At 36.7% G+C, this 22,931-nt stretch carries 21 protein-coding genes; all 21 read right to left on the reverse strand.

The genetic code is table 11. The annotated features are described in order from the left end of the window. Positions 1-45: 45 nt before the first annotated feature. The 21 genes from csrA to F0Q01_RS08215 all read right to left on the reverse strand — a co-directional run bounded on the left by csrA (position 46) and on the right by F0Q01_RS08215 (position 22,892). Positions 46-279 carry a carbon storage regulator CsrA gene (gene csrA / locus F0Q01_RS08115; RefSeq protein ID WP_090153997.1) on the reverse strand — a complete coding sequence of 78 codons (234 nt, stop codon included), beginning with the start codon at positions 277-279 and terminating at the stop codon, positions 46-48. Positions 280-281: 2 nt separating this feature from the next. After that, positions 282-734: a flagellar assembly protein FliW gene (fliW, locus tag F0Q01_RS08120; protein ID WP_090153999.1), complete on the reverse strand. Its 453-nt coding sequence runs from the start codon at positions 732-734 to the stop codon at positions 282-284. 21 nt (positions 735-755) lie between these two features. Then, on the reverse strand, positions 756-2,318 hold the full coding sequence (gene flgL, locus F0Q01_RS08125; protein WP_163927195.1) for a flagellar hook-associated protein FlgL: 1,563 nt from the start codon (positions 2,316-2,318) through the stop codon (positions 756-758). 84 nt (positions 2,319-2,402) lie between these two features. Beyond that, a complete protein-coding gene (flgK, locus tag F0Q01_RS08130; RefSeq protein WP_090488043.1) occupies positions 2,403-4,316 on the reverse strand; it encodes a flagellar hook-associated protein FlgK in 1,914 nt (637 codons plus the stop codon). A 24-nt stretch (positions 4,317-4,340) separates the two neighbouring features. Continuing rightward, entirely contained in the window at positions 4,341-6,158 is a 1,818-nt protein-coding gene (gene flgK / locus F0Q01_RS08135) for a flagellar hook-associated protein FlgK (protein ID WP_090488045.1), read from the reverse strand. Between the two features lie 69 nt (positions 6,159-6,227). Beyond that, the gene (locus F0Q01_RS08140; RefSeq protein ID WP_090154009.1) at positions 6,228-6,740 is read right to left on the reverse strand and encodes a flagellar protein FlgN; all 513 of its coding nucleotides are present in this window, start codon (positions 6,738-6,740) and stop codon (positions 6,228-6,230) included. An 82-nt stretch (positions 6,741-6,822) separates the two neighbouring features. Further along, entirely contained in the window at positions 6,823-7,101 is a 279-nt protein-coding gene (flgM, locus tag F0Q01_RS08145; protein ID WP_090154011.1) for a flagellar biosynthesis anti-sigma factor FlgM, read from the reverse strand. A 158-nt stretch (positions 7,102-7,259) separates the two neighbouring features. Further along, complete coding sequence (locus tag F0Q01_RS08150; protein WP_090488047.1) at positions 7,260-9,269, reverse strand: hypothetical protein; 2,010 nt, start codon at positions 9,267-9,269, stop codon at positions 7,260-7,262. Beyond that, complete coding sequence (locus F0Q01_RS08155; RefSeq protein ID WP_090154015.1) at positions 9,244-10,143, reverse strand: ABC transporter ATP-binding protein; 900 nt, start codon at positions 10,141-10,143, stop codon at positions 9,244-9,246. The genes F0Q01_RS08150 and F0Q01_RS08155 overlap by 26 nt, the downstream gene beginning before the upstream one ends. Then, on the reverse strand, positions 10,127-10,513 hold the full coding sequence (locus tag F0Q01_RS08160) for a GntR family transcriptional regulator (RefSeq protein ID WP_090154017.1): 387 nt from the start codon (positions 10,511-10,513) through the stop codon (positions 10,127-10,129). Before F0Q01_RS08160 ends, F0Q01_RS08155 begins: the two co-directional genes overlap by 17 nt. Positions 10,514-10,585: 72 nt before the next feature. Further along, the gene (locus F0Q01_RS08165) at positions 10,586-11,224 is read right to left on the reverse strand and encodes a YesL family protein (protein ID WP_163927196.1); all 639 of its coding nucleotides are present in this window, start codon (positions 11,222-11,224) and stop codon (positions 10,586-10,588) included. Between the two features lie 18 nt (positions 11,225-11,242). Further along, a complete protein-coding gene (locus F0Q01_RS08170) occupies positions 11,243-11,851 on the reverse strand; it encodes a hypothetical protein (protein WP_090488049.1) in 609 nt (202 codons plus the stop codon). A gap of 92 nt (positions 11,852-11,943) precedes the next feature. After that, positions 11,944-13,527 (reverse strand): glucose-6-phosphate isomerase, encoded by a 1,584-nt coding sequence (locus F0Q01_RS08175; RefSeq protein WP_090488051.1) that lies wholly within the window; start codon positions 13,525-13,527, stop codon positions 11,944-11,946. Between the two features lie 135 nt (positions 13,528-13,662). Then, positions 13,663-14,940: a HipA domain-containing protein gene (locus tag F0Q01_RS08180; protein WP_090488053.1), complete on the reverse strand. Its 1,278-nt coding sequence runs from the start codon at positions 14,938-14,940 to the stop codon at positions 13,663-13,665. 3 nt (positions 14,941-14,943) lie between these two features. After that, positions 14,944-15,156 (reverse strand): helix-turn-helix domain-containing protein, encoded by a 213-nt coding sequence (locus tag F0Q01_RS08185; RefSeq protein ID WP_090154028.1) that lies wholly within the window; start codon positions 15,154-15,156, stop codon positions 14,944-14,946. 167 nt (positions 15,157-15,323) lie between these two features. Next, entirely contained in the window at positions 15,324-16,292 is a 969-nt protein-coding gene (gene pseG / locus F0Q01_RS08190; protein WP_163927198.1) for a UDP-2,4-diacetamido-2,4,6-trideoxy-beta-L-altropyranose hydrolase, read from the reverse strand. Positions 16,293-16,354: 62 nt separating this feature from the next. Further along, complete coding sequence (locus F0Q01_RS08195) at positions 16,355-17,179, reverse strand: Rpn family recombination-promoting nuclease/putative transposase (RefSeq protein ID WP_090488057.1); 825 nt, start codon at positions 17,177-17,179, stop codon at positions 16,355-16,357. 360 nt (positions 17,180-17,539) lie between these two features. Beyond that, positions 17,540-18,886: a hypothetical protein gene (locus F0Q01_RS08200; protein ID WP_090488059.1), complete on the reverse strand. Its 1,347-nt coding sequence runs from the start codon at positions 18,884-18,886 to the stop codon at positions 17,540-17,542. 14 nt (positions 18,887-18,900) lie between these two features. Continuing rightward, positions 18,901-20,001 (reverse strand): glycosyltransferase family 2 protein, encoded by a 1,101-nt coding sequence (locus F0Q01_RS08205; RefSeq protein ID WP_090488061.1) that lies wholly within the window; start codon positions 19,999-20,001, stop codon positions 18,901-18,903. Next, the gene (gene wecB, locus F0Q01_RS08210; protein WP_090488062.1) at positions 20,001-21,101 is read right to left on the reverse strand and encodes a non-hydrolyzing UDP-N-acetylglucosamine 2-epimerase; all 1,101 of its coding nucleotides are present in this window, start codon (positions 21,099-21,101) and stop codon (positions 20,001-20,003) included. The genes F0Q01_RS08205 and wecB overlap by 1 nt, the downstream gene beginning before the upstream one ends. Then, positions 21,102-22,892, reverse strand: a complete 1,791-nt coding sequence (locus F0Q01_RS08215; RefSeq protein ID WP_177209281.1) for a methyltransferase domain-containing protein — start codon at positions 22,890-22,892, stop codon at positions 21,102-21,104. Positions 22,893-22,931: the final 39 nt, after the last annotated feature.

The raw sequence follows: 22,931 nt of genomic DNA on the forward strand, positions 1-22,931 counted from the left end.
GGCGGCCAGTTAACTGACCGCCATTATCTTTTAAAAATATTGATTTTATAAGAGATTCTTGAGAGCTTCGATATCGTCTAAGCTGATTGCCTGAGCAGCTTCTGTTGCTGCCTCGTTTTCCTTCTGAATCTCTAAGTAAACTTCTTTTCTGTAGATAGATACTTCTTTTGGTGCTGAAATACCAATTTTGACCTGATCACCGCGAACCTCAAGGACTGTAATCTCGATGTTGTTGTTGATCATAATCGCATCGCCTGTTTTTCGTGTTAATGCCAACATCGCTACTCACCATCCTTTCCGTGTATTGCATCATGAATCAAATAACGGACTGGTTCTGAGCCCTCGATTATTATCTGGTCACCTACGTTAGTGTCGGCATTGATAATAATAGGAGCCTTAAGATTAATAGAGGCTTCCTTAGGGTTCTTAGGAACTCTAACAGTAACTAATACATAAGTATTCTCTGGTGTAAGATCTCCTAACTGCTCAAGTGAATCCTCATTAAGCTGTGGTGCATAGTCTGGCTTCACAAGATGTGGAAGCATTACTGGCATTGCAAAATCTGTCTCATCAAGGGATTGAAGCCACATGATGTTGCCCTTGTTTTTCTTCTCCTCATCAAAAATAAGGGTGTATCTCTTCATGTCTGGAAAACCTATTAGTCCATGAACGAGATTGATAATTTTGTCTTCAACAATTTCAATTTCGCCAAACAATCTAGTTTTTACGCGCATCGTCCCTTCTCCTCCTGCGAATTAAAGATAATTTAGTAGTGTAGAATCGCCCAGCTTTCCAGCTGCTGTAAGCGATGCCTGATATGCTGTGTAAGCTGCTGTGTAATCGATAATAATCTGAGAAAGATCAACGTCATCATTGGTAGACTGAAGACCCTGAACTGTTTGTCTCTGATCGCCAACACGAATCTTAGTTAAATCCAAAGAATCTTTCTTACAACCCAAATCAGTAATACTTAAACTTATTTTATCACAATACTTAGCAGTTTTGCCTATTTCTGTTGAGAAAAGTTTTTTCAAATTGTCATCAAAGTAATCTGCCTCTTTTTTGAGAGCGTCCTCCCACTGCTTTAAGTATGCTTGGTCATCTTCATTTGCATACTGTGATTCGTCCTTCATTTTTTTGATTTCATCAAGCTTGTTATGAGCATTTCGTGCATTCTTGACCGCATCAAGCATCTCTGTAATATCACGTAAAACATCACTGTTAAATACATCTGATGCCTCTGTATTGATATTTATTGTCTGTCCTGCTGCAACAGTATACTGAATATCATAGTGGATAGTTTCTCCATCTGGTGTAAATTTCTTGTATTCTACTGGAACATTTACATCAAGTGGATCTGCTGTCTTTGTACAGTTGTAGTAATACTCTGGACGAAGTTCTCCTTCAGCAAATCCTTTTTTAGTATATGTAATGTCAATTTTTGCATCTGCTGCCTTGAGCTGAGCTGCAATATTTTTTCCTAAAATGATATCGCCAGTCTCTCTAATGAAATAGATGGAATCATCAGGTACAGTCTTCTCGCCCTGCTTCTTAAGAAATTCTCCTGGATTCGCTCCATCTGCCACCTCGTAATCAGCCCACTCTGTCTCATTCGCAAAATCTGTAATATCCACTGTTATTTCATTACCAGCTGCATCTGTTACTACAAAATTATCTCGAGAAAGCACATCATCATAGTTGAGACGTACTCGGTAATAGTTTGTCTGCGCCATATCATTGATATTAGTAACTGCTGCAACCTCTGTCTTTGTAGTAGGGACCTTAGTGATTCCGTTGTAGTATCTATGCTCTTCCATGTTCTTTTCGATAGAAAGAGTCTGTGTAATCTGGTACTCAGTATCTGTCTCATTTTTCGTGAATACTAAGTCACTGTTAGTTCTATAACCAGTGAAAACTGTACGGTTAGCATAGTCAGCATTTCCCTCTTTGAAAACAGCCTTCTGAAGAGATTCAAGCTGAGTGATAATTGTATTTCTATCTTCCTGATTCAAAGAACCATTGGCACCCTTATCAGCAAGAGTCTTGCAATCTGTAATCAAGTCTCTGATGTTTAGAAGTGAAGTCTCAGTAACCTCAATCCAGCTAGATGCATCAGGAATATTCTTCTGATAGTACTGTGTTACCTGTGAAAGAGTTGTAGACAATCTGAGTGAACGAACTGCAATTACAGGATCATCTGATGGCTTATCAATCTTTTTCTGAGTTGTCATCTGAGTATTACGCTGATTTACAATCTCTTTTGTAGAGTTGATATTTGAAGCTGCGTTGTTCATTATCATTTTGTTTGTAACTCTCATAATAGTACCTCTTTCTTTTATAAGACCTAGGTTGAATACCATCTACCCGGATAGCGGGAAGACACACACATCCAAAATCACCTTTTAAACACCCGTATTAAGTATCAACCTATCATATATTTCGGCAAATGTAGAAATACATTTAGACGCCAAATTGTAGGCATTCTGGAATTTCATTAAGTCTAAAGCCTCTTCATCTTCATCAACTCCAGAAATTGATGTACGCTGGTTGCCTATAGTCTTTTCGATGTTTGTAAAGTTGGTTTGGAAAATCTTACACTCCTGAGTATCAACAGTTACATCTGAATAGATACACTGAAGGAATGCATTTCCTCCGCCACCTCTAAATAACTTTGTCTTGCTCTGAAGAGCCTGAAGCTTTACTACTAAATCAGCTGCATCAACACCTGAATTGTAGTTTTCACGTGTTGTTGTAGCAATCTTTGAAGAATCCTTGTCTATCTTCATAGCGATTCCAACATTTTTTGCAGTCATAAGATAATATGACTCATATTTTTTTGTATCATCGCTTGAATCCTTGCCACTGTACATTGTGGCGTTTATTGTGCCTTCTCTCATCTGATGCTCTACTGTAAGGTCAATTTTATCTCTGGAAATGAAGAAAGCGTTCATTGGATCACCATTTAAATCATAACCTCTGTCTGGGCTAAGAATTGGTGGGTCCACTGTGTAATCATCCTCTGGTCCAATTTCAATATGGTTAAATCTCTCACAGAAGTTTCTAAGGAACAGGTTCATCTGATTCTGATAATATGGAATACCCATGTAATCCACATCGTCACCTACCTGAAGAGCCTGGCCATATAAATTGTTCTGCTCAGCAACAGTAAGTGTCTGATTGATGTAGAATGTCACTGATTTAACCTTGCCCTCATCATCTGTGTCAAATGAGAAGCTGTCGTATGTATACTCAGTATTATTTGTATCAAGGGAACCTCTTGTAGGCATGTTAAGCTCATTGATATCATCAATGCTCAAGTTTGTGATTGTAATGGAATTAGCTGTTGCACCAGTAACTGTTGCGTGCATATTCTCGTTGTTGTTACCATCACGAACTTCAAACATGGCCTTTAATGAACCGCCACTTGAGCTTGGTGTAGCATTAAATCTATCTCCATCCTTTGACCAAACAATTTCATATAGACCGTCAATATCTGTCTGGTTGTGGTTCTGGTCTAGCTCTCGAGATTTAACAGCAAGTGTGTTGTGTTCATATGTATCTACAAGAATCTGGCCATTGATATATACAGTGTAATATGTTGCACCAGTGTACATATCAGGGTCATTACTATTTAATACTTCTGTCTCCTGAACCTTTACATCGACCATCTTCGAAAGGTTATCTATCAAAAGTGCTCGCTGGTCACGGAGCTCATTGGCACGTCCGCCACCCTGCTCGATTGTGTTTATCTGTTTTGTTAAAATAGCTACTTTTTCCGATATCGCGTTGATATCATCAACTGCTGTCTTAATTTCATCATTGATGGAACTCTGTAAATCATCAAGCTTAGTTGCCAACTGATTGAAATACTCTGTAAGCTGCTTAGCATTAGAAATAAACTGCTTTCTAACTGTATCATCTCCAGGGCTTCCCTGAAGAGTACTCATAGCGTTAAACATCTTAGTGTAAATAGTTGTGAAACCAGCGTTATTGTTGTTTTCATTGAAATAATCTTCAATCTGAGCCATGTAGTACTGCTTCTTGTCATAGAAACCAAGTGCTGACTGATTGTTCCAGTATTTCTCATCGTAGTATAAATCTCTGCGCTGAGTAACACCTGTTGCCTCTACACCAGTACCTGTAGTACCCCAGCTCTGATAGCAACGTAAAGCAGATGATGCCACAGTGTTTACAACCTGACGGCTATAGCCTGTGGTGTTTACGTTTGAGATATTATTAGCAGTTGTATTAATCTGTGCCTGAGATGTATTCAGTCCAGATGCTGCTATTGTTAATCCAAAAAATGTTGATGACATAGGCTATTCCTCCTGCCTTTAGTCTTATACGTGTCCAAGTGATGTCACTAGGTGTTCAATCATTTCATTAACTACATTTATATATCGGCTAGCTGCATTGTAAGCTGACTGATATTTAATCATTGTTGTAAGTTCTTCATCTGAAGATACTCCGATAACACCCTGACGAGAAAATTCAATTTCTTCTTTGGTGCCCTCAAGAGATTTGGCTGTAGTTTTATATACATTACCTGTATTACCAATTTCTCCAATCCACTTAACATAGAATCCTGAGAATCCACATGGAGTTGTATCACTAGGATTCAAGTTGAATGGCTGTTTTGTCCAGATTAAACTTAAATTTGTACCAAGTTTTTGATCTATCTGGCTTTGGTCTGAGAAAACACGATGTGGAAGATACGATTCCTGCTTAACAAGCTCTTCATTTATTTTAAGAGACTTTAATGTATAGCATTTTGATGTATCTGTTGGGTCTTCCTCGTTGTATGCGTATACAAGCTGGTTGCCAATTTCTACACCATTTTCATCGTATATTGTAACCTCTCTTGCTGTATATCTTTCAGTTCCGTTTCTTACAAACAACTCTCTAGGTGGAAGCTTGCCGTCAGTACCTACTGAGCAGTTTGCCTCGTCTAGAATTCTAAATTTGTCTGCGTCTTCAGTAATTGTTATTTCATTGCCATTTACATCCTGAATCTTGTATGAAATAGTCTTAGCATTTTCAATGGCTGCTGAAGTTGTTGTAATTGGGCTATACAAATCATTGATTGTAGTAACCAGCTGATGAATAAGTGTATCAAGCTCTGCCTCTGAGTTCATCATGATTGAGTTTGCTATTCCTGATTCGTATGCTTCCGGTGTAAGGTACTGACCATTTTCATCAAAATAATCAAGGTAGTTACTCCAGCCAGTTCCTCTTGCCATGATAAGCGCTTTGATTTCTCCAATATCTGAGTTCTTCTCAGCACTTACATTTGTTGTATCAAAAATTGGATAGTAATAATTATCCTCTTCATTTTCATGTTTGAGATCAGAAAGCTGTGGCCAGTATGGAGTCACATATCCTGTTCTCTTATTTGCATATATACCTACATAGTGGCAATTGATTTCATCTACAAATTCAACGCCTTCGATTTCAACCTTTACAACACCTGAAGGGTCCTCGCTGTAACTCATGCGAACAAGTCCAGCCAGCTCATCTAAGAGAAGGTCTCTCTTATCTCTTAAATCCATGGCTTTCTCCACATGTGCTGCCTCGATGGCTTGAATTCTTTTATTGTAATCAACTAATTCTTTTCCAATCTCATTGATTCGCTCGAGCTTTTCTGTGATTTTGGAATTGATAATAGTCTGGTAATCTTCAAATCCGTCCTGTACCGCCTGTGCGCGGGCCAAAAAAAGGCTAGCCTTCTGCAATACCAGGTTCTGATTTACAGTATCTGATGGGTCCTTGGCAAACTCTTCAAAAGCGCCCTCGAAATCCTCGATGGCTTTCTCGAATTGTACGCCGTCAGACTCCTGCAGATGAGTGTAAACTTCCTGCACTGCCTCTGAGCTAGCTTGATAAAAAGAATATCGCCCACTCTCTGTACGATATGCCTTATCTAAAAAGATATCGCGAGTATGGACGATTGTTCCTACTTGCACACCAAGGCCAGCATACTGTGTGCTGACCGAAGCGTTACCTATTTTTCTATAATCTCTATCTTCGTAAACAACCTGCTGACGTACATACCCTTCGGTATTAACGTTTGTAAGGTTGTTTGCTGTTGTATTTAATCCATGTGATGCAGACTGTAGGCCTGATGCCCCAACATATAAGCTTCCAAAACTATTAGCCATACGTCAATCCTCCAAAGTAAATGAGTCTCCGCAAAGAAACTCTGCTAATACTTCAAGGACATCCGTTTCCTACTGCTTAGCATCAAATCCTCTATTACCTAACAAATCTCCTGTAGTCTCTGCATTCTTACCATAGTTAGAAGTCTGAGGTGCCTGCTTGACACTCTTCAGGAGGGTAATATCAAATTCCACCATTTCAATAGCCTGCCTAAGCAAGTTCTGTGTCTGGAAGTTCAATATCTGGGCATTGTCTGCCGCTTCCCTAAGTTTTCCTCTAGCTGTAATAAGCTTTTTCTGTTCTACAGGTTGTCCAGCCAAATTATCGATCATCCATGAAACTGTAATTTGGTCGTTTTCATGCCCCATGACTGCTGCAATACTCTGCATCAATCCCTGGCGCTTTTTTTCCAGTTCCAATAAGGCGTCTGCAATGGCCTGCTCCTGAACGGTAATAGCCTCCAGTACGTCAAGTTTCTTATAGATGATTGAATCCTTCTTCTCATCATTAAGACTGATTAACTTTTCATACTGCTCCGTTTCACCATCCATAGTTAAGAGCAATTCTTCCATTAAACTAGCCACGCATCATACCTCGCTTAAAATAATGCTCTATTGGCACCATTCACAAAACCGCAGACTTACCGCGATTGTGTATGGTTAATTCCTAAATAGAGCCTACCTGAGACAATAATTTCTCTGCAAAATCATCAGGACTTACGTCATAAGTACCAGCCTTGATACGAGCCTTAATGTCCGCAACAAGGTCTTCTCTGATGTCTGCTGCCTCAGCAACAGCTGCCTTTGCTGTATGGTAATCCTTACCTGCTGATGAAATCTGAACTTCATCGCGGCCCATACTATTAGTCTTAGCAGACTGTGTGACATTTTTGTTGTTTGATGTCTGATAGAGCTGCGCTACCTGATTGTAAGCCTCAATACGCATATCTCAACACTCCTTTCCTCCCTTTATGTTCAGTCAGTTATGTCCGTATTTTCTAGTTACATTTTTCTTTACATTTCATTTATCGGAACGCGGCTGAAAAAACTTTATAGCTTTTGGAAAACTTTTTTACAAAATTATTAAATTATTTTTGTGCACTTCTACTCATAAGTCTCTGGGTCTTCTTCATACTCATAACCCATCATCTTGTTATATTTCTCCCAGGTAATCACCTGATCATCAGTATAATAGAATTCTGCATCTTTTAATGCCTTAAGTGTGTGTTTACATTCCGTATTCAATGAACAATAAATAGACTGCTCATGCATATCTCCTTCACCTTCATATGTGTTTCTAGGATCGTATTGTTCATCATAATATGTATCTACATCGGAGAAATATGGTACTTCTTCATTAACTACATTAAAGCCAAAATCGTTGTATAGCGACTGGTCTTCTCTTTCAGAAGTGTATCCTGCAAATGTTGTTTGAAATACTTTTCCTTCATCAATATCCTTGAGAAGTGCCTGATAAACCTTTTCAAATTTCTTCATCTTCTCATATTCACTGAGACTCATGAAGTACTCTGTATAGTAGTTGAACTCATTACGATTATCATCATAAGTCACTGTACTAAAATACATATCGGTGACACTACAATCATCCCAGATATTTCCTATTACATGCTCCTTAATAATAGTAGGATTGTTAAGGAAATCTAAAATAGGCTGTGTAGCTGCCACGTATTCTGGGCTTACGTCTGGAGACTCAGTGTCCACAACTTGGTACTGACGTATAATTGAATCTCCATTTTTAAGCTTGTACTTTATAGTAAAGTAACTGCCGTTAACATGTTCGTATTTGACATTTACATCTCTAAGCTCCTTCTTGTCTGTCAAGAAGTTCTTGTGAAGAGAAATAGCTGTATTAATCTCATCCTCACTAGTAAATACCATTGTATAGTTGGCCTCAATACCAACCCATGCTACGTCTGATGCATTTGGCACCTTGTTCTCTACCTTAAATGCATCAAATCTCAAGCATAATAATACTGCAAGTGCTACAACTGAATATCCTGCGCAATATATTGCCTTTTTCGCATTAAATACTCTGATTGTCTTTTCAATCATCATCTGTGTTGCAAAGAAAATAAGTACTCCAATAATTAGCGAAGATACGATTGCAACTGCAAATTTGCTGGAATATGTATGGTTGCCTGTAGCGTCGTACATGCCGCTAACGAAGGCACCTGCAACCATTGAAATGAAAAATGCCATTCCAATGGTAAATACAGGCTTCATAAAAGGTACCGCAATAAAATCGTGAACAGTTTCGAGCTTTTTATATTTATAAAGGAGAAATGAAACGGTAAGCAAAATTAATGCTGCCACGAAATAAATAGCTAGGTACTCTGCACCTTCCAACTTCATTATCAATGATTTCAAGTATCCATTTCCAGTGTAACATGCTATATAATCCACTTTGCAATTTCCAGGAATATACTGAAGTGGACTAAAAATTCTCACATTTTGACTCTGCAAGCTAGCGCCCATTCCAAATAAAAGCATAGCGGAAGTAATTCTGAATGCTAGCTCCATTAAAAAGTAAAGCATTACAAAAATAAAGTAGAATGCTATACCTGTGATAAGCTGGCCTGAAACCATAAGCGCAAACATTGCTATTGATAAGAACAATACTGTGGAAACAATCACAATAAGCGCCCAATACCAAATGCCGCCCATTGCTATAGTGTCTACTGTAAGTGCGATTATTGACATTATTATAGACACAGCTACAACTGGAATAATGGCAACTGTAAGAATAGATGCTATTCCAGTAAAATATGCACTCTTTCTGCTAATTGGGAAAGCATGCATCATATAAGTGTCGCGCTTGTAAAATAAATACCAGAAAGTGATAGCCGAAAGAACTATCGCTATACATACTGCCAATCCCGCTGTTGGCATATCAGACATATGCATGAACAGGCACATTCCCTTTGTAATTCCTACATCTGAAAAATAGGTGTTGTCCCAATCTGCAATGCTGATGATATAAGAAACAGGCATGAGTAACAGAAGTATAATAAAATACAGCAAACCTGCAATCCAGGTTCTGCTAATATTTTTCTTATACAGTCCCTTGTTAAAAAATGATGTCTTTGACTGCATAATCCTCACCTCCCAACTCATAAATAAAGATCTCTTCGAGTGTAAGTGGAAGCACATCCATCAAAAGTGGATTGAGGGCTGCAATTCTCTGCTCTGCAGCTCTAGGCTCTCCCTTAACAATAAGAGTATGAACTCTACCATTTGAAATCTTTTTAAGAACCTGAATCTCTTCAGGCATTTCAGGCATCTCACCTTCAAAAGCTATCTGAATCTTAGTAATAGATGTCTGCAGCTCGTCAAGTGAACGCTCAATGAGAAGCTTACCATGGTTCATAATACCTACATGGTCACAGACATCCTCAAGCTCACGTAGGTTGTGGGAGCTGACAAGAACTGTAACTCCTGTCTCTGCCACATCAGACATGATGAGGCTCCACACCTGACGACGCATAACTGGATCAAGACCATCAACTGGCTCATCCAAAATCATAACCTCTGGGCGGCTGGCAATTGCCAACATAAAAGCCACCTGTTTCTGCATTCCCTTTGAAAGACTACGTACCATTTTCTTCATATTAATTTCAGGAAAACACTCCGCAATTTTGAAGAAAAGTTTCTCATCAAACTTTGGATACATATTCTTATAGAATTTCATCATATCCTTTGTGTTTGCCTGTAAAAAGAAGAAAATGTCGTCTGGAATAATTGCCATTTTCTGCTTGAGCAATTCATTCTCAAATACTGGCTGGCCCTCGATTAAAATATCGCCAGCGTCCTGTTTATAAACTCCGCAAAGGTGGCGGATGATTGTCGACTTACCTGCACCATTAGGTCCAACAAGACCATAGATTGCTCCACGCTCTACATGCATGTCCAATCCATCAAGTGCTGTAAAATCGCCAAACTTCTTGGTGACATTATTTACTTGAATCACTCTGGCCACCTCCCTTCGCAAGTTCTTCAATTCTTTGGATGAGGATGTTCTTATCCTCGCATAGATACAGAAGTTCTTTCACAATTTCATCGAATTCTTTCATAAGTTCTTCATTCCTCCCTGTGGCAACATCAGCTCGCTGTGCAGCATAGCTTCCCTTGCCGGCAATTGTGTAAATGTAACCTTCCTGCTCTAGTTCCCTATAAGCTTTTTGGATGGTATTGGGATTGATAGACAGACTGGTAGCCAGCTCCCTCACACTAGGCAGCTTTTCATCGGTGCGAACTGCACCGGACACCACCAGACGTCGTAAACCATCTTTAATTTGCTCATATATAGGCTTAGAATCTCTATAATTTAATTGGATCATCTAATACCTCCCCTGTGCTGTATTACGTGTCCTAATACACTTGTATCACAAACACGTTTTTATGTCAAGCTTTTAAATTTCGCTGAGGTCTTCTTCCTCGGCCGCCAAGTCCTCTGGAGTCATATACTTGCGGAATACTTTTTCAAGAATTGGATGAAGTATACATGCCATTATTCCTGGCATAAATACATATAAGAATAAGAAAAGATAGACAAGTACAATTGCCGCAATAACAATTGCCATAATTAATAATGTCCATCCAAGATTAGCAATCATAATTATTGCAGACACCTTGAAAGATGCTTTGAATCCATTTTCAAAGCGGGCAATATAAGCGAAGTGGTAGATTGACCATACCACCATAAATGCAAGTAAAACCGTGAAAAACATGGATGATGCTGCAAGTGGATTGTCAGGCTGGAGCATATTTCTTGTGATATAAATATCACCGCCTAAAACTATAAATAATACGATAAATATCAGCCATGATAATGTTGACTGCTTGAAATTAGATTTGAATGAACGGAAAAAGTCTGTTGTGTAACCCTTTCCTTTAAAAGTGCATTTGTGAATAGCATAGTATAGTGCTGTAGTGCTAGCGCCAATTGTAAATACTGGCAATGAACAAATAATAAAATAGAAGCCAATGAGTAAAACATCCGTGGCTTTTGTGATTCCCTCAAAGAATCTGCTGTTAAAAAATCTTCCCAAAATTATTTCTCCTTAAATTTATTTAATCTTACCGCTTTCAATATCGTCCATCATCTGCATCATTGAGTCTAGATACTGCCTATTGCCTGAAAGACCAGCCCAAACCAGATATTTAATATTGTCATCTAGACCAAAATACTCATGTATAGGGCTATCAGAAATATCGATTGGCTGATTGTCATCAGTGATGATTCCATAGTTAGTCAGGTACTTCACACCTTCCTCATCAGTAAATGCAAAGTCAAGCTGCCCCGCCATAACAAGAACGCTAAGTCGCGTACCGTAACCTCCTGCCACATCTTCATCTGTAGTCAGACCTGCAGATAAATCAGCAGCCTCATGGCCTGTCATGCCAAGATACTCCGTAATCTCCTGCTCTCGGTCTTGATTTACTGACTCACCATTTATAACCATGCCGAAGAATTCATAGTCCACGTAAGTCATAGCGTGATGGATGAACCAACCTACAGCAATCAGAATGCCTAAGATTAATAAAATGTGAATCCTATAATAGGTAAAGATGTAATCCGCTTTTTCCTTTCCCGTCATCTGAGTTAGCTTGGCCCGTTCTCCTGCCCAGGATTTTTTAACGGACTCCATCTCACTATCGTTGTATTTGTTTCCCATAGTAATACTTCCTTATAATTATAACTTCCTTTATCGTAAACGAAAAAATGGGCCTCCGCAATAAGCAGAGGCCATTTTTGTAAACTATTTTATTAGATATCAAGAAGCTTAGCGTATGCTGCAAGAGCATCTGATGTATCGCCTGAAAGAACCTTCTTAGCAAGTACCTTACCAAGCTGAACACCTTCCTGATCGAATGAGTTAAGATTCCATACAAATCCCTGGAACATAACCTTGTTCTCGAAGTGAGCAAGAAGTGCACCAAGTGTCTCTGGTGTAAGCTGCTCGCCAACGATGATTGATGATGGGCGATTGCCCTCGAAATATTTGTTTCTATTGTCATCATCCTTACCACAAGCAAATGCCATAATCTGAGCTGCAACATTAGCCTTGAGCTTCTGCTGTGATGTGCTGTCCTCGATAACTACGTCTGTAGCCATCTGGCTCTTCTTGAAGCCTACGAACTGAAGAGGGATGATGTTTGTTCCCTGGTGTAATAACTGGTAGAAGCTGTGCTGACCATTTGTACCTGGCTCACCAAAGATAACTGGGCCAGTAACATAATCAACTGCCTCGCCAAATCTGTTAACGCTCTTGCCGTTTGACTCCATGTCAAGCTGCTGTAAATGAGCTGGGAAACGGCTAAGTGCCTGTGAATATGGAAGAACTGCTGTTGACTCGTAGCCAAGGATATTTCTCTCATAAACACCAATAAGTGCATCAAGCATAGCTGGGTTCTTGCGGATATCTGTGTTCTTAGCAAGAGCATCCTCAGCTGCTGCACCATTTAAGAATCTAGCAAATACATCTGGACCGAATGCAAGTGAAAGAACTGCACCACCTACTGATGATGTAGATGAGTAACGGCCACCGATGTAATCATCCATGAAGAATGCATCAAGGTAATCTGATGACTTAGCAAGTGGAGATGCATCTGAAGTAACAGCGATCATGTGCTTTGAAGCATCAAGACCTGCGTTCTTGAGAGCATCCTTAACAAATGACTCGTTTGTAAGAGTCTCAAGTGTTGTACCTGACTTAGAAACGAGAATGAAGATAGAATGTGCAACATCAACACCTGCAAGTACTGAAGCAGCATCATCAGGGTCAACATTAGAGATGAAACGAGCTTCCATCTTGAATGTGCCTGTAACCTTTGCCCAGTTCTCAAGTGCAAGATACATAGCACGAGGACCAAGGTCAGAGCCACCAATACCAATCTGAACTACTGTTGTGAACTTCTCGCCCTTTTCGTTTGCAATCTCACCAGCGTGAACCTTCTTAGCAAACTCAGCGATTCTGTTCTGCTGCTCTACGTAAAACTCTCTCTTGTTAACGCCATCAGCAACAACATCTGAGCCAAGCTGACCACGTGTAAGCTGGTGAAGAACTAATCTCTTCTCACCTGTATTGATAACCTCACCATTGAAAAGTGCTGCAAACTTCTCTGTAAGCTGTGTCTCCTCTGCAAGCTCTGCAAGTGCATCAAGAACTGTGTCATCAACCTGCTTTGAAGCGAAGTTGTAAACCATACCATTTGACATAGGAACTGAGTACTCCGCAACACGCTTAGCACCATTTGCTCCTGCCATAGCTGTCTTAAGCTCTACCTGATTCTTGAGGCCCTGAAGCTTCTTGAATGAGTTAAGCTTGTCGAAATTTTTCCATTCTATCATTTTGTTACTCCTTTATAAAAACATTGATTTTGTGAACACTTTAACGATTTCGTCTTTCGGAGAAAATTTTATAATAAAAACCTCTCCTTTTCAAGGAGAGGCACTGGTTTTTCACAAAATATTTCTATTTATAATTTACATGTGCAAAAAGGCGTAACCTCCATTTTTCAATATTTCGTTTTTTAACGATATTGAATTATCAAATCCTTTATTCGCCAATTCCTCTGCTGCTTCTGTCATTGCTCCCTCAAGTTTATTTGCAACATAATCAAAATTGTCTAATACCATCTTTTGTGATAATCCGATTTCAAAAGCAGAAATGGCGAAGTTATTTCTATTAATTTTCGAAATATCTAGTTCTCCACCTATATAAAATGACATATTTGATGTAGTTCTATATACTCTAGTTGCAACCAAATCATAAGCCGGTGCTAATCTTTTCGATTTTAAATCTTCACTATACAACAAAGCAAAATTCTTCACATGACAATCAGTATTTCCTATCAAGTAATTAAAAATAATAATCCTTAATAAGGCAATCTGGTCTTCGATAGGATTTACCGAATTATGTCTTAACAGGTCAAACATCCTCGACATATATCCCGACGGAACCTTCTCGTATTTGTCCGATGCAAAAATGCCTAACGCTTGAGCAAAATCCTCCTGATGTAATCTATATGGACATTTCAACCCATCTATTATTTTATTCTCAGAAAGAGGTCTATCATATCTAGGGGTAGCGTACAAAACATCCTGATCTGATTGTGAACCATTAGAAACTATAAAACTCTCTGGCACTGCAATTCCTATACGTTTAGCAGTTTGTATACACAACTGCTCATTCAATACAATTTGCTTATGCCTTACATGACTCTGCTTCACAATATGCGTACTAGGAGCATCACCTTTTGGTAAATACCATGTATTATTATCACTATTGTAATATAATCCTACTTTTCCTGAAGCTCCTGTTAAAGAAAGATGGGTCTCTAATAATATTTCTGTAGATTTAGTTGCCCCTTCTGCAGCGAGAGCTTTAACCCTTTCTGCGGACAACAACTCATACCCTGATTCTCTATCATCATTTCCTTCAACTATTTTTATCGCTCCAAGGCATTCTCTTCCCAACTGAGCCAAAATAGCAATGTAGTCATTTTCATCAGCCTTCATCCAATCCGCCACAGCTTTCCTAGAAAAACCTTCCGGTAGCAAACTCTCAAAAAAATTTCTTGTCTGCTCAGTAGAGAAATAATCGTCTTGAAATGGTAATGAAACAGAAATAGGAGCTGCTTCCCTAGCTTCAATATATTCCCTTACATATCTAAATCTAGCATCATTATATTGCTCGCCAGAAATCTTACCTACCAAAGTCTGTATTCCATTTAGTTCTATATACACACTTAACTCTCGCATCTATTAGCCCCTTTCATTAAGTTCAACATCAAGTCCTAATAGATTTGCAACTCTTAAAGCTTTATCTAGCTCGATAGTTTTCTTTCCATTCTCTAAATCTGATAAAAAACTTACACTTATGCCTGTGAATTCTGAAATGTACTTCTGTGTGTATCCCAATTTTTTTCTTTTATTTTTAACCTGTGCTCCAAATGAACTTGAATCTGTTACCCTCATAAACACCTCTTCGCCGTACGGCGTTATCATTGACATTTTTGCATAAAATTAGCCGTACGGCTTTATAATCCTGTTTTGATTATATAATGAGCCGTACGGCTAAGTCAATTATGTATTTATTATACAGTGTATCAGCCTACAATCCTATAACCTATTTTGCCCCAAAATCATCGTTTTTGACATAACACTTCTGTCAATAATCGCTCAGCCAATACTGTTGCCCCTAATTCTCGTATATCGCCGCAACACTTCATTAATCCAGCTTTTTCAAATCCTCTAGCTCCTCGAATTTGATTGTCCGCTACGATATACGTAACTGTCGGTGTATGTGTGGCATATAATTCATAAAGAGTACTTCCAGCCGCACTGATTGCAACATCACATTTAAGCATTAAATCCTTAAGACTAGTTAAATCAAAATATGTGATAATATTGCTTTGCTCTTTTGCAATTTTTTCTATCTTTTCTTTATCTGTATTTACTGCGCCAATAACAAAATGAAAATTATATTTATCTAAGACGGGATTTCTTTTTATATATTTCAATAAAGCAAGACCTATATGCTCTGTATCAGCTCCTCCAGTAGAAATAAAGACATCTTTGATTTCTCCTTTTTCCTTTCTTGGCGGTATATTTTTATATTCTTTTCTTAATGGCAAATACTCTAATCCAAGTTTTAATTCTGGAAGTACTACATTAGCACCTGAATATATTTTTTTGTATTCTGATTTACAATCTGGCCCATATATATTGTAGTTTATCAATATGTCGCAAGGATAAGCAAAAGCCAAAACATCATCTATATATGTGAGCTTACACCCTTTATCGTTGCATACGCGTTTTACTCGGCGCATATATTCATCTGTCACAAAATATGAATCTACAATAAACATAGTAGGATTATATTCATCCACTATACTTTCAATTTGCTCTATTTCTTCTATCATATTATTGTAGTCAGAATTAAGTATTATATGATTGCAGCCTGCTTCGACTATACGTTGGCTAAAACTATCATCTGCCGTCAAAAACAATACCTCAATTCCTTCATCGATATATTGCTCTGCCATATTCAAGCACCGCATCACATGCCCTGCGCCGATTTTATCATTTCCATCTGCTCTAAAAATAATCATAACTTCCTCATATAGAAAATGCCCCTCATGTATGCTTGCATACATGAGAAGCTATAATTCTTTTACTTTCTATTATTGTTAATTATTTCTAATAATTCCTCTGGAGATTTATTAAGTCTCTTAGCAGCTATATCAATATCAAGAAGTCCATCGGTTACTAGCGCTATTAAAGCTTCAGCCTTTCCTTCAGCTTTTCCTTCAGCCCTTCCTTCAGCTCTTCCTTCTACCTTGCCTTCCTCATATTTTTCTCTATCTCTTTGAAGTAATGTCATATATTCATTCCTCCATTCTTCTTTATCGCGAGCCCGTTTTACTTCCATACTAAGCTTAGTTGTCAATTCATCAGTAGGTTCCTTACCGGACACATAGTCTAAGAAAGCTATTTGTGCACTTGTAAGCCCATCTCTACTGCCACTGGCATTAACAAAAACTCGTGTTGTTCCATCTTCAAGTATTAGCTCATTATCCTCCAGACAAATATTGCTAAAGGTATATAAACTTCTATTCTTTTTAAACAAATCCTCCAAACATATAAATACTATATACGATTCTTTCAGTTCAGAATAAGCAGCACCTCTGCTGATTAAATTCAAATCAATCATTCCTTGGTAATATCTAGAACGCTTAGCAATGTCCTTACTTATCGTGGTCTGCATTTCCAAATCATATACTGTATTTCCATCCTCCAGGTATACATCTAGCCTAATTCCCTTACCATCAGATGTTATTTCAATTGGCTTTTGCTCCTCTAGGTATACTATATTCTTAACTTTAACTCCCAGGAGCAATTCAATAATCTCTTTACAGATATCTTTGTTTCCCATTAATATCTTGCAAAACATAAAATCATCTGTAAATTTTAATTCTTCATATTTCTTTTGATACAATGTCTTCTCTCCTTAATTATAAAATCTACAATCTTATTCATCAAGGAGAAAACCTACGTACTATCCGCTTTTCTCAAACTCATCCCTCCTTCTTGCTCTTCAAATAAACAAAAAGGAAAGATAAATATAGATACTCTAATAAAAAAAGTCTAAAGAACTACTGCTGACTGTAAAATATAGCTCATAACTCATCCTTAAATTGCACTCTGTCATCAAAACTGGTGGGTATTTTGACCGAAATGGTCGCGATGCCTTAATGCTTATTTGAATTGCATGGATGAGTATAGCATCTAAACTATCTATTGTAAAGTTGTTACACCTATAGCTTTCTATAACAATTTCCAGTATAGAAATTTTTATTTAAATATAAGGATCTTGTAACATTATTGGTTTCCCAGTATATGAATATAGTTCAACTACAGAACTTCCATCTCCATAGTAAGCATCACTGTATGCTATTGCTCTATCTAAATCTGGCGTATCATCATATATACCCCAAGCATTTTTTGTATAGTCATTCACAAGTGCAGAATATACTTCCCATGCTTCCGGTATCATCGAGCTAACAGTTGATTTAAAAAGAGGATGCGGTCTCCACCATAATGTATATTTATCTTTATTTTCTTCAAAAAATGATAATGTTTTTTGAATCTTCTTCAACATAGCTCCAGGTGCATTTATAAATGCTTTTAAACTTGTATTATAAAAAATCACCTTTTTTATCGCTCCATCTTCGCGTTCAATTAACCTCTGCCACTCATCGGGTATTGTGTAATCTTCTCTCTTAATATTTTGAACTTTTTCTATCTTCGGAGAACCTGTTCCCTCTATTTTATTTTCCCAAACTCTTCTTGTATCTTCTCCAAAATAGTTAACTAAAGCTTCTACGTATGCTACTTTTACCTCTTCAGATTGAAGAATTACTCTATCAGCATTTATAACCCCCTTAGTCACTGCATATCCTTCAACTCTATCTAATGAAACCACCTCGCCCTTCTCTATACCCCAAAGAACAAAATATGGTATATATATAAGCTTTTCCGTGTATTTTTTTAAATTTTCAGAATAGAAATAAGGTTCTATAGAGGTAACATAATTCATATCATCATACGGATTATGTATGTATATTTCATCTGGATGTCGTCCCTCAAAATCATAGGCATCATAATGGTATACCTGTACGTAATCTGGAAAATCTCCTATCTCATAATATTGTTTTGCAAAACTTCCATCTGGATTTCTATCATAATATGGAATGGGTATAACAAATGCATCGCAATCTTCATCCTCTTCATATTTTTTCCATACTGATTCTAAAGAATCCCACATAGAAGCTTTATAAGGTAAGAATACAACCTCTTTTCGAGTCCTAATGTTATTATTTAATTCATTACTCGTTTTTTGTATGAATCCACGTAAGTTTTTCAGGGCTTTTGTTTCGTTATTAATCGCTCCATCTTTAATGATTGCTTCATGTAGTTCATAAGTTAAGTCACAATATTTCTCTAAGTAACTTACCGCAGCCGTGCCTTCTCCTTCAGATTTTTCTATAGCATTACCTATACTAATAGCAGCTTGTTGACATAATTCCAACAATTCTAAAATATCTTGCAATTGATTATTTGAATATTTTTTTTCAATTTCTGAATGTATTTCATCTAAGCCCGCTATAGTCTCATAGCATTTCTTTTTTATGTACTGGCGCATAACCCCTCCACTTTCTATTGAAAAATATCCCACAACGAATATTTAAGATTATAAGACTTTAATAATTGCATTATTTCTAGCTGTTTTTTTCTATTAGTTACAGCTATAACTACTGGCATGTTTCCATATTTCTCGCAATAATCCTCAATTGACACTACTTTTTTATCGCTTACAAATGAGCCCCATTTTTTGATATCTGAATCAATTACTGCAACAACATTTTTATTCTCTATTACAAATTGCTTCCCTTTAATCCCTGCCCCATATACACCGATCTTCTTGTGCTTTGTATAATCAACCAACTCGTTCATTAATGGTAAAATTGATTTTTGATATTTTCTCCTCTCTCCTTCATCTAACATATTTTGTAATTCCATACTTTTATATATATGCGAGAAATCATACATCAAATCATTATCAATTAAGCCTTTGAAAAAGAATTCTTTATATTTATTATAAAGTTTATATCTCTGTTCTATTACCTCTTTCCTTCTATCTACAGACAAACTATGATTGTGATGCAAATATATGTATAAATCTTCTGGTATATAATCTATATGCCCATATGTCATTAATACCCTAAGCCAATACTCATAATCCTCTACTAAAAACATATCAGAATCATATTCGCCTATTTTTTCATATACCTCGCGTCTATACAAAAAACATGCTCCCACCTGATTATTTATATACATTTGTTTGTCTTCATATGATTTTGTTGTACTAATAACATTTTCGTTATCATCCACAATTGTCATATCGGCCTTAACCATAGCACTTTTCTTATGGCTTTCCAGATACATAATCATCTTTTCTAATGCTAGTTCTCTATATCTGTTATCATCAGATGTCCACGTCAAATATTTTCCATTTGCTTTCCTAAATCCAATATTTAAAGATTTCGGTAGTTTTTGATTAATATCATTATTTATTATTGTTATTCTTTCGTCTATCTCCGCATACTTCTCCATTATATGCTTAGATGAATCAGTGCTACAGTCATTAACTATTATTAATTCCCAATCACGAAATGATTGATTAATAACACTCTCTATTGACCTAGCCAAATATTTTTCTCCATTATATACAGGTAAAACAATTGATATTTCTGCCATTAACCAAATCTCCTAATAATTTCGGCAACAATTCTTTCGGATGCATGCCCATCACCATATGGATTAGGTGCTGTACTCATTTTGTTGTATATATTTTTATCAACTAGTAGTTCTTTTACTGCATTAAAAATACTATCCTCCTCTGTACCCACTAACTTAAGTGTCCCTGCCTCAATTCCTTCCGGTCTTTCTGTAGTTTCCCTCATTACAAGAACCGGTTTATTTAGTGAAGGCGCTTCCTCTTGAATTCCACCGCTATCAGTAAGAACTAGATAAGAATTATTAATATAATTATGAAACTGAACTACATCCAATGGTTCTATTAACCTAATCCTAGCATCATCATTCAAAACCTCTCTTGCGATACTTCTAACTTTCGGATTCATATGTACTGGATAAATACATTTAACATCTTCAAATTCTTCTACTATCCTTTTTACTGCGGCAAACATTCTTTGCATTGGAACACCTATATTTTCTCTACGGTGTGCTGTTAAAAGGATAAGTTTGCTTCCATTTGCCCACTCTATATTTTCATCGATATATGAATCATCTACAGTTATTGACATTGCATCTATAACTGTATTTCCAGTTACAACTATCTTTTTCGAATTAATTCCTTCTTTTAATAAATTGTTTTTTGTTAATTCCGTAGGAGCAAAAAAAACTTCCGATACCATGTCTATAGATTTTCGATTAAATTCTTCTGGAAATGGAGAAAAAATATTATTTGTACGCAATCCTGCCTCAATATGCCCTACAGGAATCTTTCTGTAAAACGATGCTAAAGCACTGGCAAACGCTGTTGTTGTGTCACCATGAACCAAAACTATATCGGGACTATATTCATCTATAATTGTTCCCACTTTTTCCAAAACATCTTCCGTAATCATAGAAAGGGTTTGGTTTGGTCGCATTAAATCTAAATCAATATCTGGAGTAACATCAAAAGCTTTTAAAACTGGATGTAACATCTCTCTATGTTGTCCAGTGATACAAACCCGATTTTCTATTTCACTATGCTTACGCATTTCAAGAACAACAGGACACATTTTTATTGCCTCTGGTCTCGTTCCAAAAATTGTTAAAACTTTAATCATTTATTTCACCGTTCCAACCCAAATACAAAAAAGTCCATCAGAACCTTTTCCTTCATAATTTATGTTAGTGTCAACATAAACATTTGAACAATATTTACACATTATATTCTTTAGTTCATCTACATCAAACCATTGTTCCCATTCTCCAATATCTAATCTTCCTAGAGATTCCTTATTCTTATCAATTACCACTATTTTCCCATTAGTTATTGTTACCCTAGCCATTTCTCTTATAGCACTTTCTATGTCAATAGCATGCTCTAATGCCTCACAAGTATACGTAACATTAAACTTGTTATCCAAATAAGGTATCTCAGTCAGTGTTCCTTGTTTGCATTCTATTCTTGGATCCTTTATATGTTCCATAACTAGTGGTGACAAATCTACAGCGTGATACTTATAATTAGGTAAATCATTTATGTATTTTTTTAAATATCTCCCCTTACCGCATCCTACATCAAGAATGCTTGTATTAATCTTACTTTTACTTATAATATCTTTTAATTTTTTATATCTATCATCCTCATCATCTATGCTCTGCATAAAAGCATCATTTTCATCATTAAATTCTGCAAGATTTTTATAATATAAGGAGTCTAAAAAATATTTTACAGCCCAACTAATTTCTGCCGATGGAAAATACGAATTTGTTTCATTAGCATTTTCCTCCGAAATATAGCTTCCAAACCAACCGCCGCTCTCATTCTGAAGTTTACAAGCATATTCGAAAGCTTTATTGCCCCTTGAAATATCTCCTAATCTAAACCACACTAATGCCAATTGAAAAAGACCAGTCGAACATACCCAATCAACATTATTTAAACCTGGCACTGCCCCACTTTCTTTTTGATAAGCTGAAATATTTCTCATAGCTTCCCTCGCCATTTCAACTTCTCCAATATCAACTAAAGCTTCCATAACATATGCATAAAAATGCGATAACAAACTAAAATTCATTATTTCGTCATAATAAGTTTGTTTATAATAACCCCATATTTTATCAACTTTTTCTATATAATCATTTCGATTAAATATTAAGCCCGCATTTTTAATTGGAGAAAGACAGTATATATGTATTTTTTCATCACAGAAGGTTCTATCTTTTCCCCATGCATTCTTACTTGGTGTAATCAATCTTCCTTCTTCATTCATTTGCGAAAGAATCCAGTCGCAACCTTTTATTATTGCAATATCCACATCTGGCAAGATGTCTCTAATCGCAATTAGTCCTTTTAGGATTTGCGCACTATCAAATATATATGGCTCACTATCATACGCATCAAACCAAGATCCATCTTCTTTTTGAATACTCAAAAGCCATTTTGCATAAGATATCGCAGTTTCTCTATAACCCCATTTTAAAAGCGTCGGAATATAATATCCTGTTACTTCTGGATAACTAACTTTACTATCTGTTGAAACAATTATCCCTTGTCCTTTAATACTATATTTTTCTATCCAGGTTATTGCTCTTTTATATACAGATATATAATCCGTCCTATTTTTTATTTTTTCAGCCCTATTTTTGCTTAATACATCATTTAACAACTCAAACTCTATACCATTATTAATTAGTTGTTTGCATATCTCCTCTTGATATTTAGATGACACACATACAATCACTCTTTTACTTATTAAATCTTTTTTTACATCGTTAAAAAGATAAATATCTATACCATCTTCTGAAACACCCGTTTTATTATTATCAACCAAAAAGTCTATGTTTTCTTTTCCTAAATTCATTACCGCAGTATGACCATATGCACCTGCACCAAAAATTATATATCCCATAGTATAATCATTCTCCTAGTATAATTGATTGATATAGTT

Origin of the sequence: Pseudobutyrivibrio xylanivorans (assembly GCF_010906925.1) — a bacterium.
Lineage (GTDB): Bacteria > Bacillota > Clostridia > Lachnospirales > Lachnospiraceae > Pseudobutyrivibrio.

Excerpts from the sequence above, each read along its gene's own strand:
- csrA (WP_090153997.1), bottom strand. The coding sequence starts at position 279 with ATGTTGGCATTAACACGAAAAACAGGCGATGCGATTATGATCAACAAC.
- fliW (WP_090153999.1), bottom strand. The coding sequence starts at position 734 with ATGCGCGTAAAAACTAGATTGTTTGGCGAAATTGAAATTGTTGAAGAC.
- flgL (WP_163927195.1), bottom strand. The coding sequence starts at position 2,318 with ATGAGAGTTACAAACAAAATGATAATGAACAACGCAGCTTCAAATATC.
- flgK (WP_090488043.1), bottom strand. The coding sequence starts at position 4,316 with ATGTCATCAACATTTTTTGGATTAACAATAGCAGCATCTGGACTGAAT.
- flgK (WP_090488045.1), bottom strand. The coding sequence starts at position 6,158 with ATGGCTAATAGTTTTGGAAGCTTATATGTTGGGGCATCAGGCCTACAG.
- flgM (WP_090154011.1), bottom strand. The coding sequence starts at position 7,101 with ATGCGTATTGAGGCTTACAATCAGGTAGCGCAGCTCTATCAGACATCA.
- F0Q01_RS08150 (WP_090488047.1), bottom strand. The coding sequence starts at position 9,269 with ATGCAGTCAAAGACATCATTTTTTAACAAGGGACTGTATAAGAAAAAT.
- F0Q01_RS08160 (WP_090154017.1), bottom strand. The coding sequence starts at position 10,513 with ATGATCCAATTAAATTATAGAGATTCTAAGCCTATATATGAGCAAATT.
- F0Q01_RS08170 (WP_090488049.1), bottom strand. The coding sequence starts at position 11,851 with ATGGGAAACAAATACAACGATAGTGAGATGGAGTCCGTTAAAAAATCC.
- F0Q01_RS08175 (WP_090488051.1), bottom strand. The coding sequence starts at position 13,527 with ATGATAGAATGGAAAAATTTCGACAAGCTTAACTCATTCAAGAAGCTT.
- F0Q01_RS08180 (WP_090488053.1), bottom strand. The coding sequence starts at position 14,940 with ATGCGAGAGTTAAGTGTGTATATAGAACTAAATGGAATACAGACTTTG.
- F0Q01_RS08185 (WP_090154028.1), bottom strand. The coding sequence starts at position 15,156 with ATGAGGGTAACAGATTCAAGTTCATTTGGAGCACAGGTTAAAAATAAA.
- pseG (WP_163927198.1), bottom strand. The coding sequence starts at position 16,292 with ATGATTATTTTTAGAGCAGATGGAAATGATAAAATCGGCGCAGGGCAT.
- F0Q01_RS08200 (WP_090488059.1), bottom strand. The coding sequence starts at position 18,886 with ATGCGCCAGTACATAAAAAAGAAATGCTATGAGACTATAGCGGGCTTA.
- F0Q01_RS08205 (WP_090488061.1), bottom strand. The coding sequence starts at position 20,001 with ATGGCAGAAATATCAATTGTTTTACCTGTATATAATGGAGAAAAATAT.
- wecB (WP_090488062.1), bottom strand. The coding sequence starts at position 21,101 with ATGATTAAAGTTTTAACAATTTTTGGAACGAGACCAGAGGCAATAAAA.
- F0Q01_RS08215 (WP_177209281.1), bottom strand. The coding sequence starts at position 22,892 with ATGGGATATATAATTTTTGGTGCAGGTGCATATGGTCATACTGCGGTA.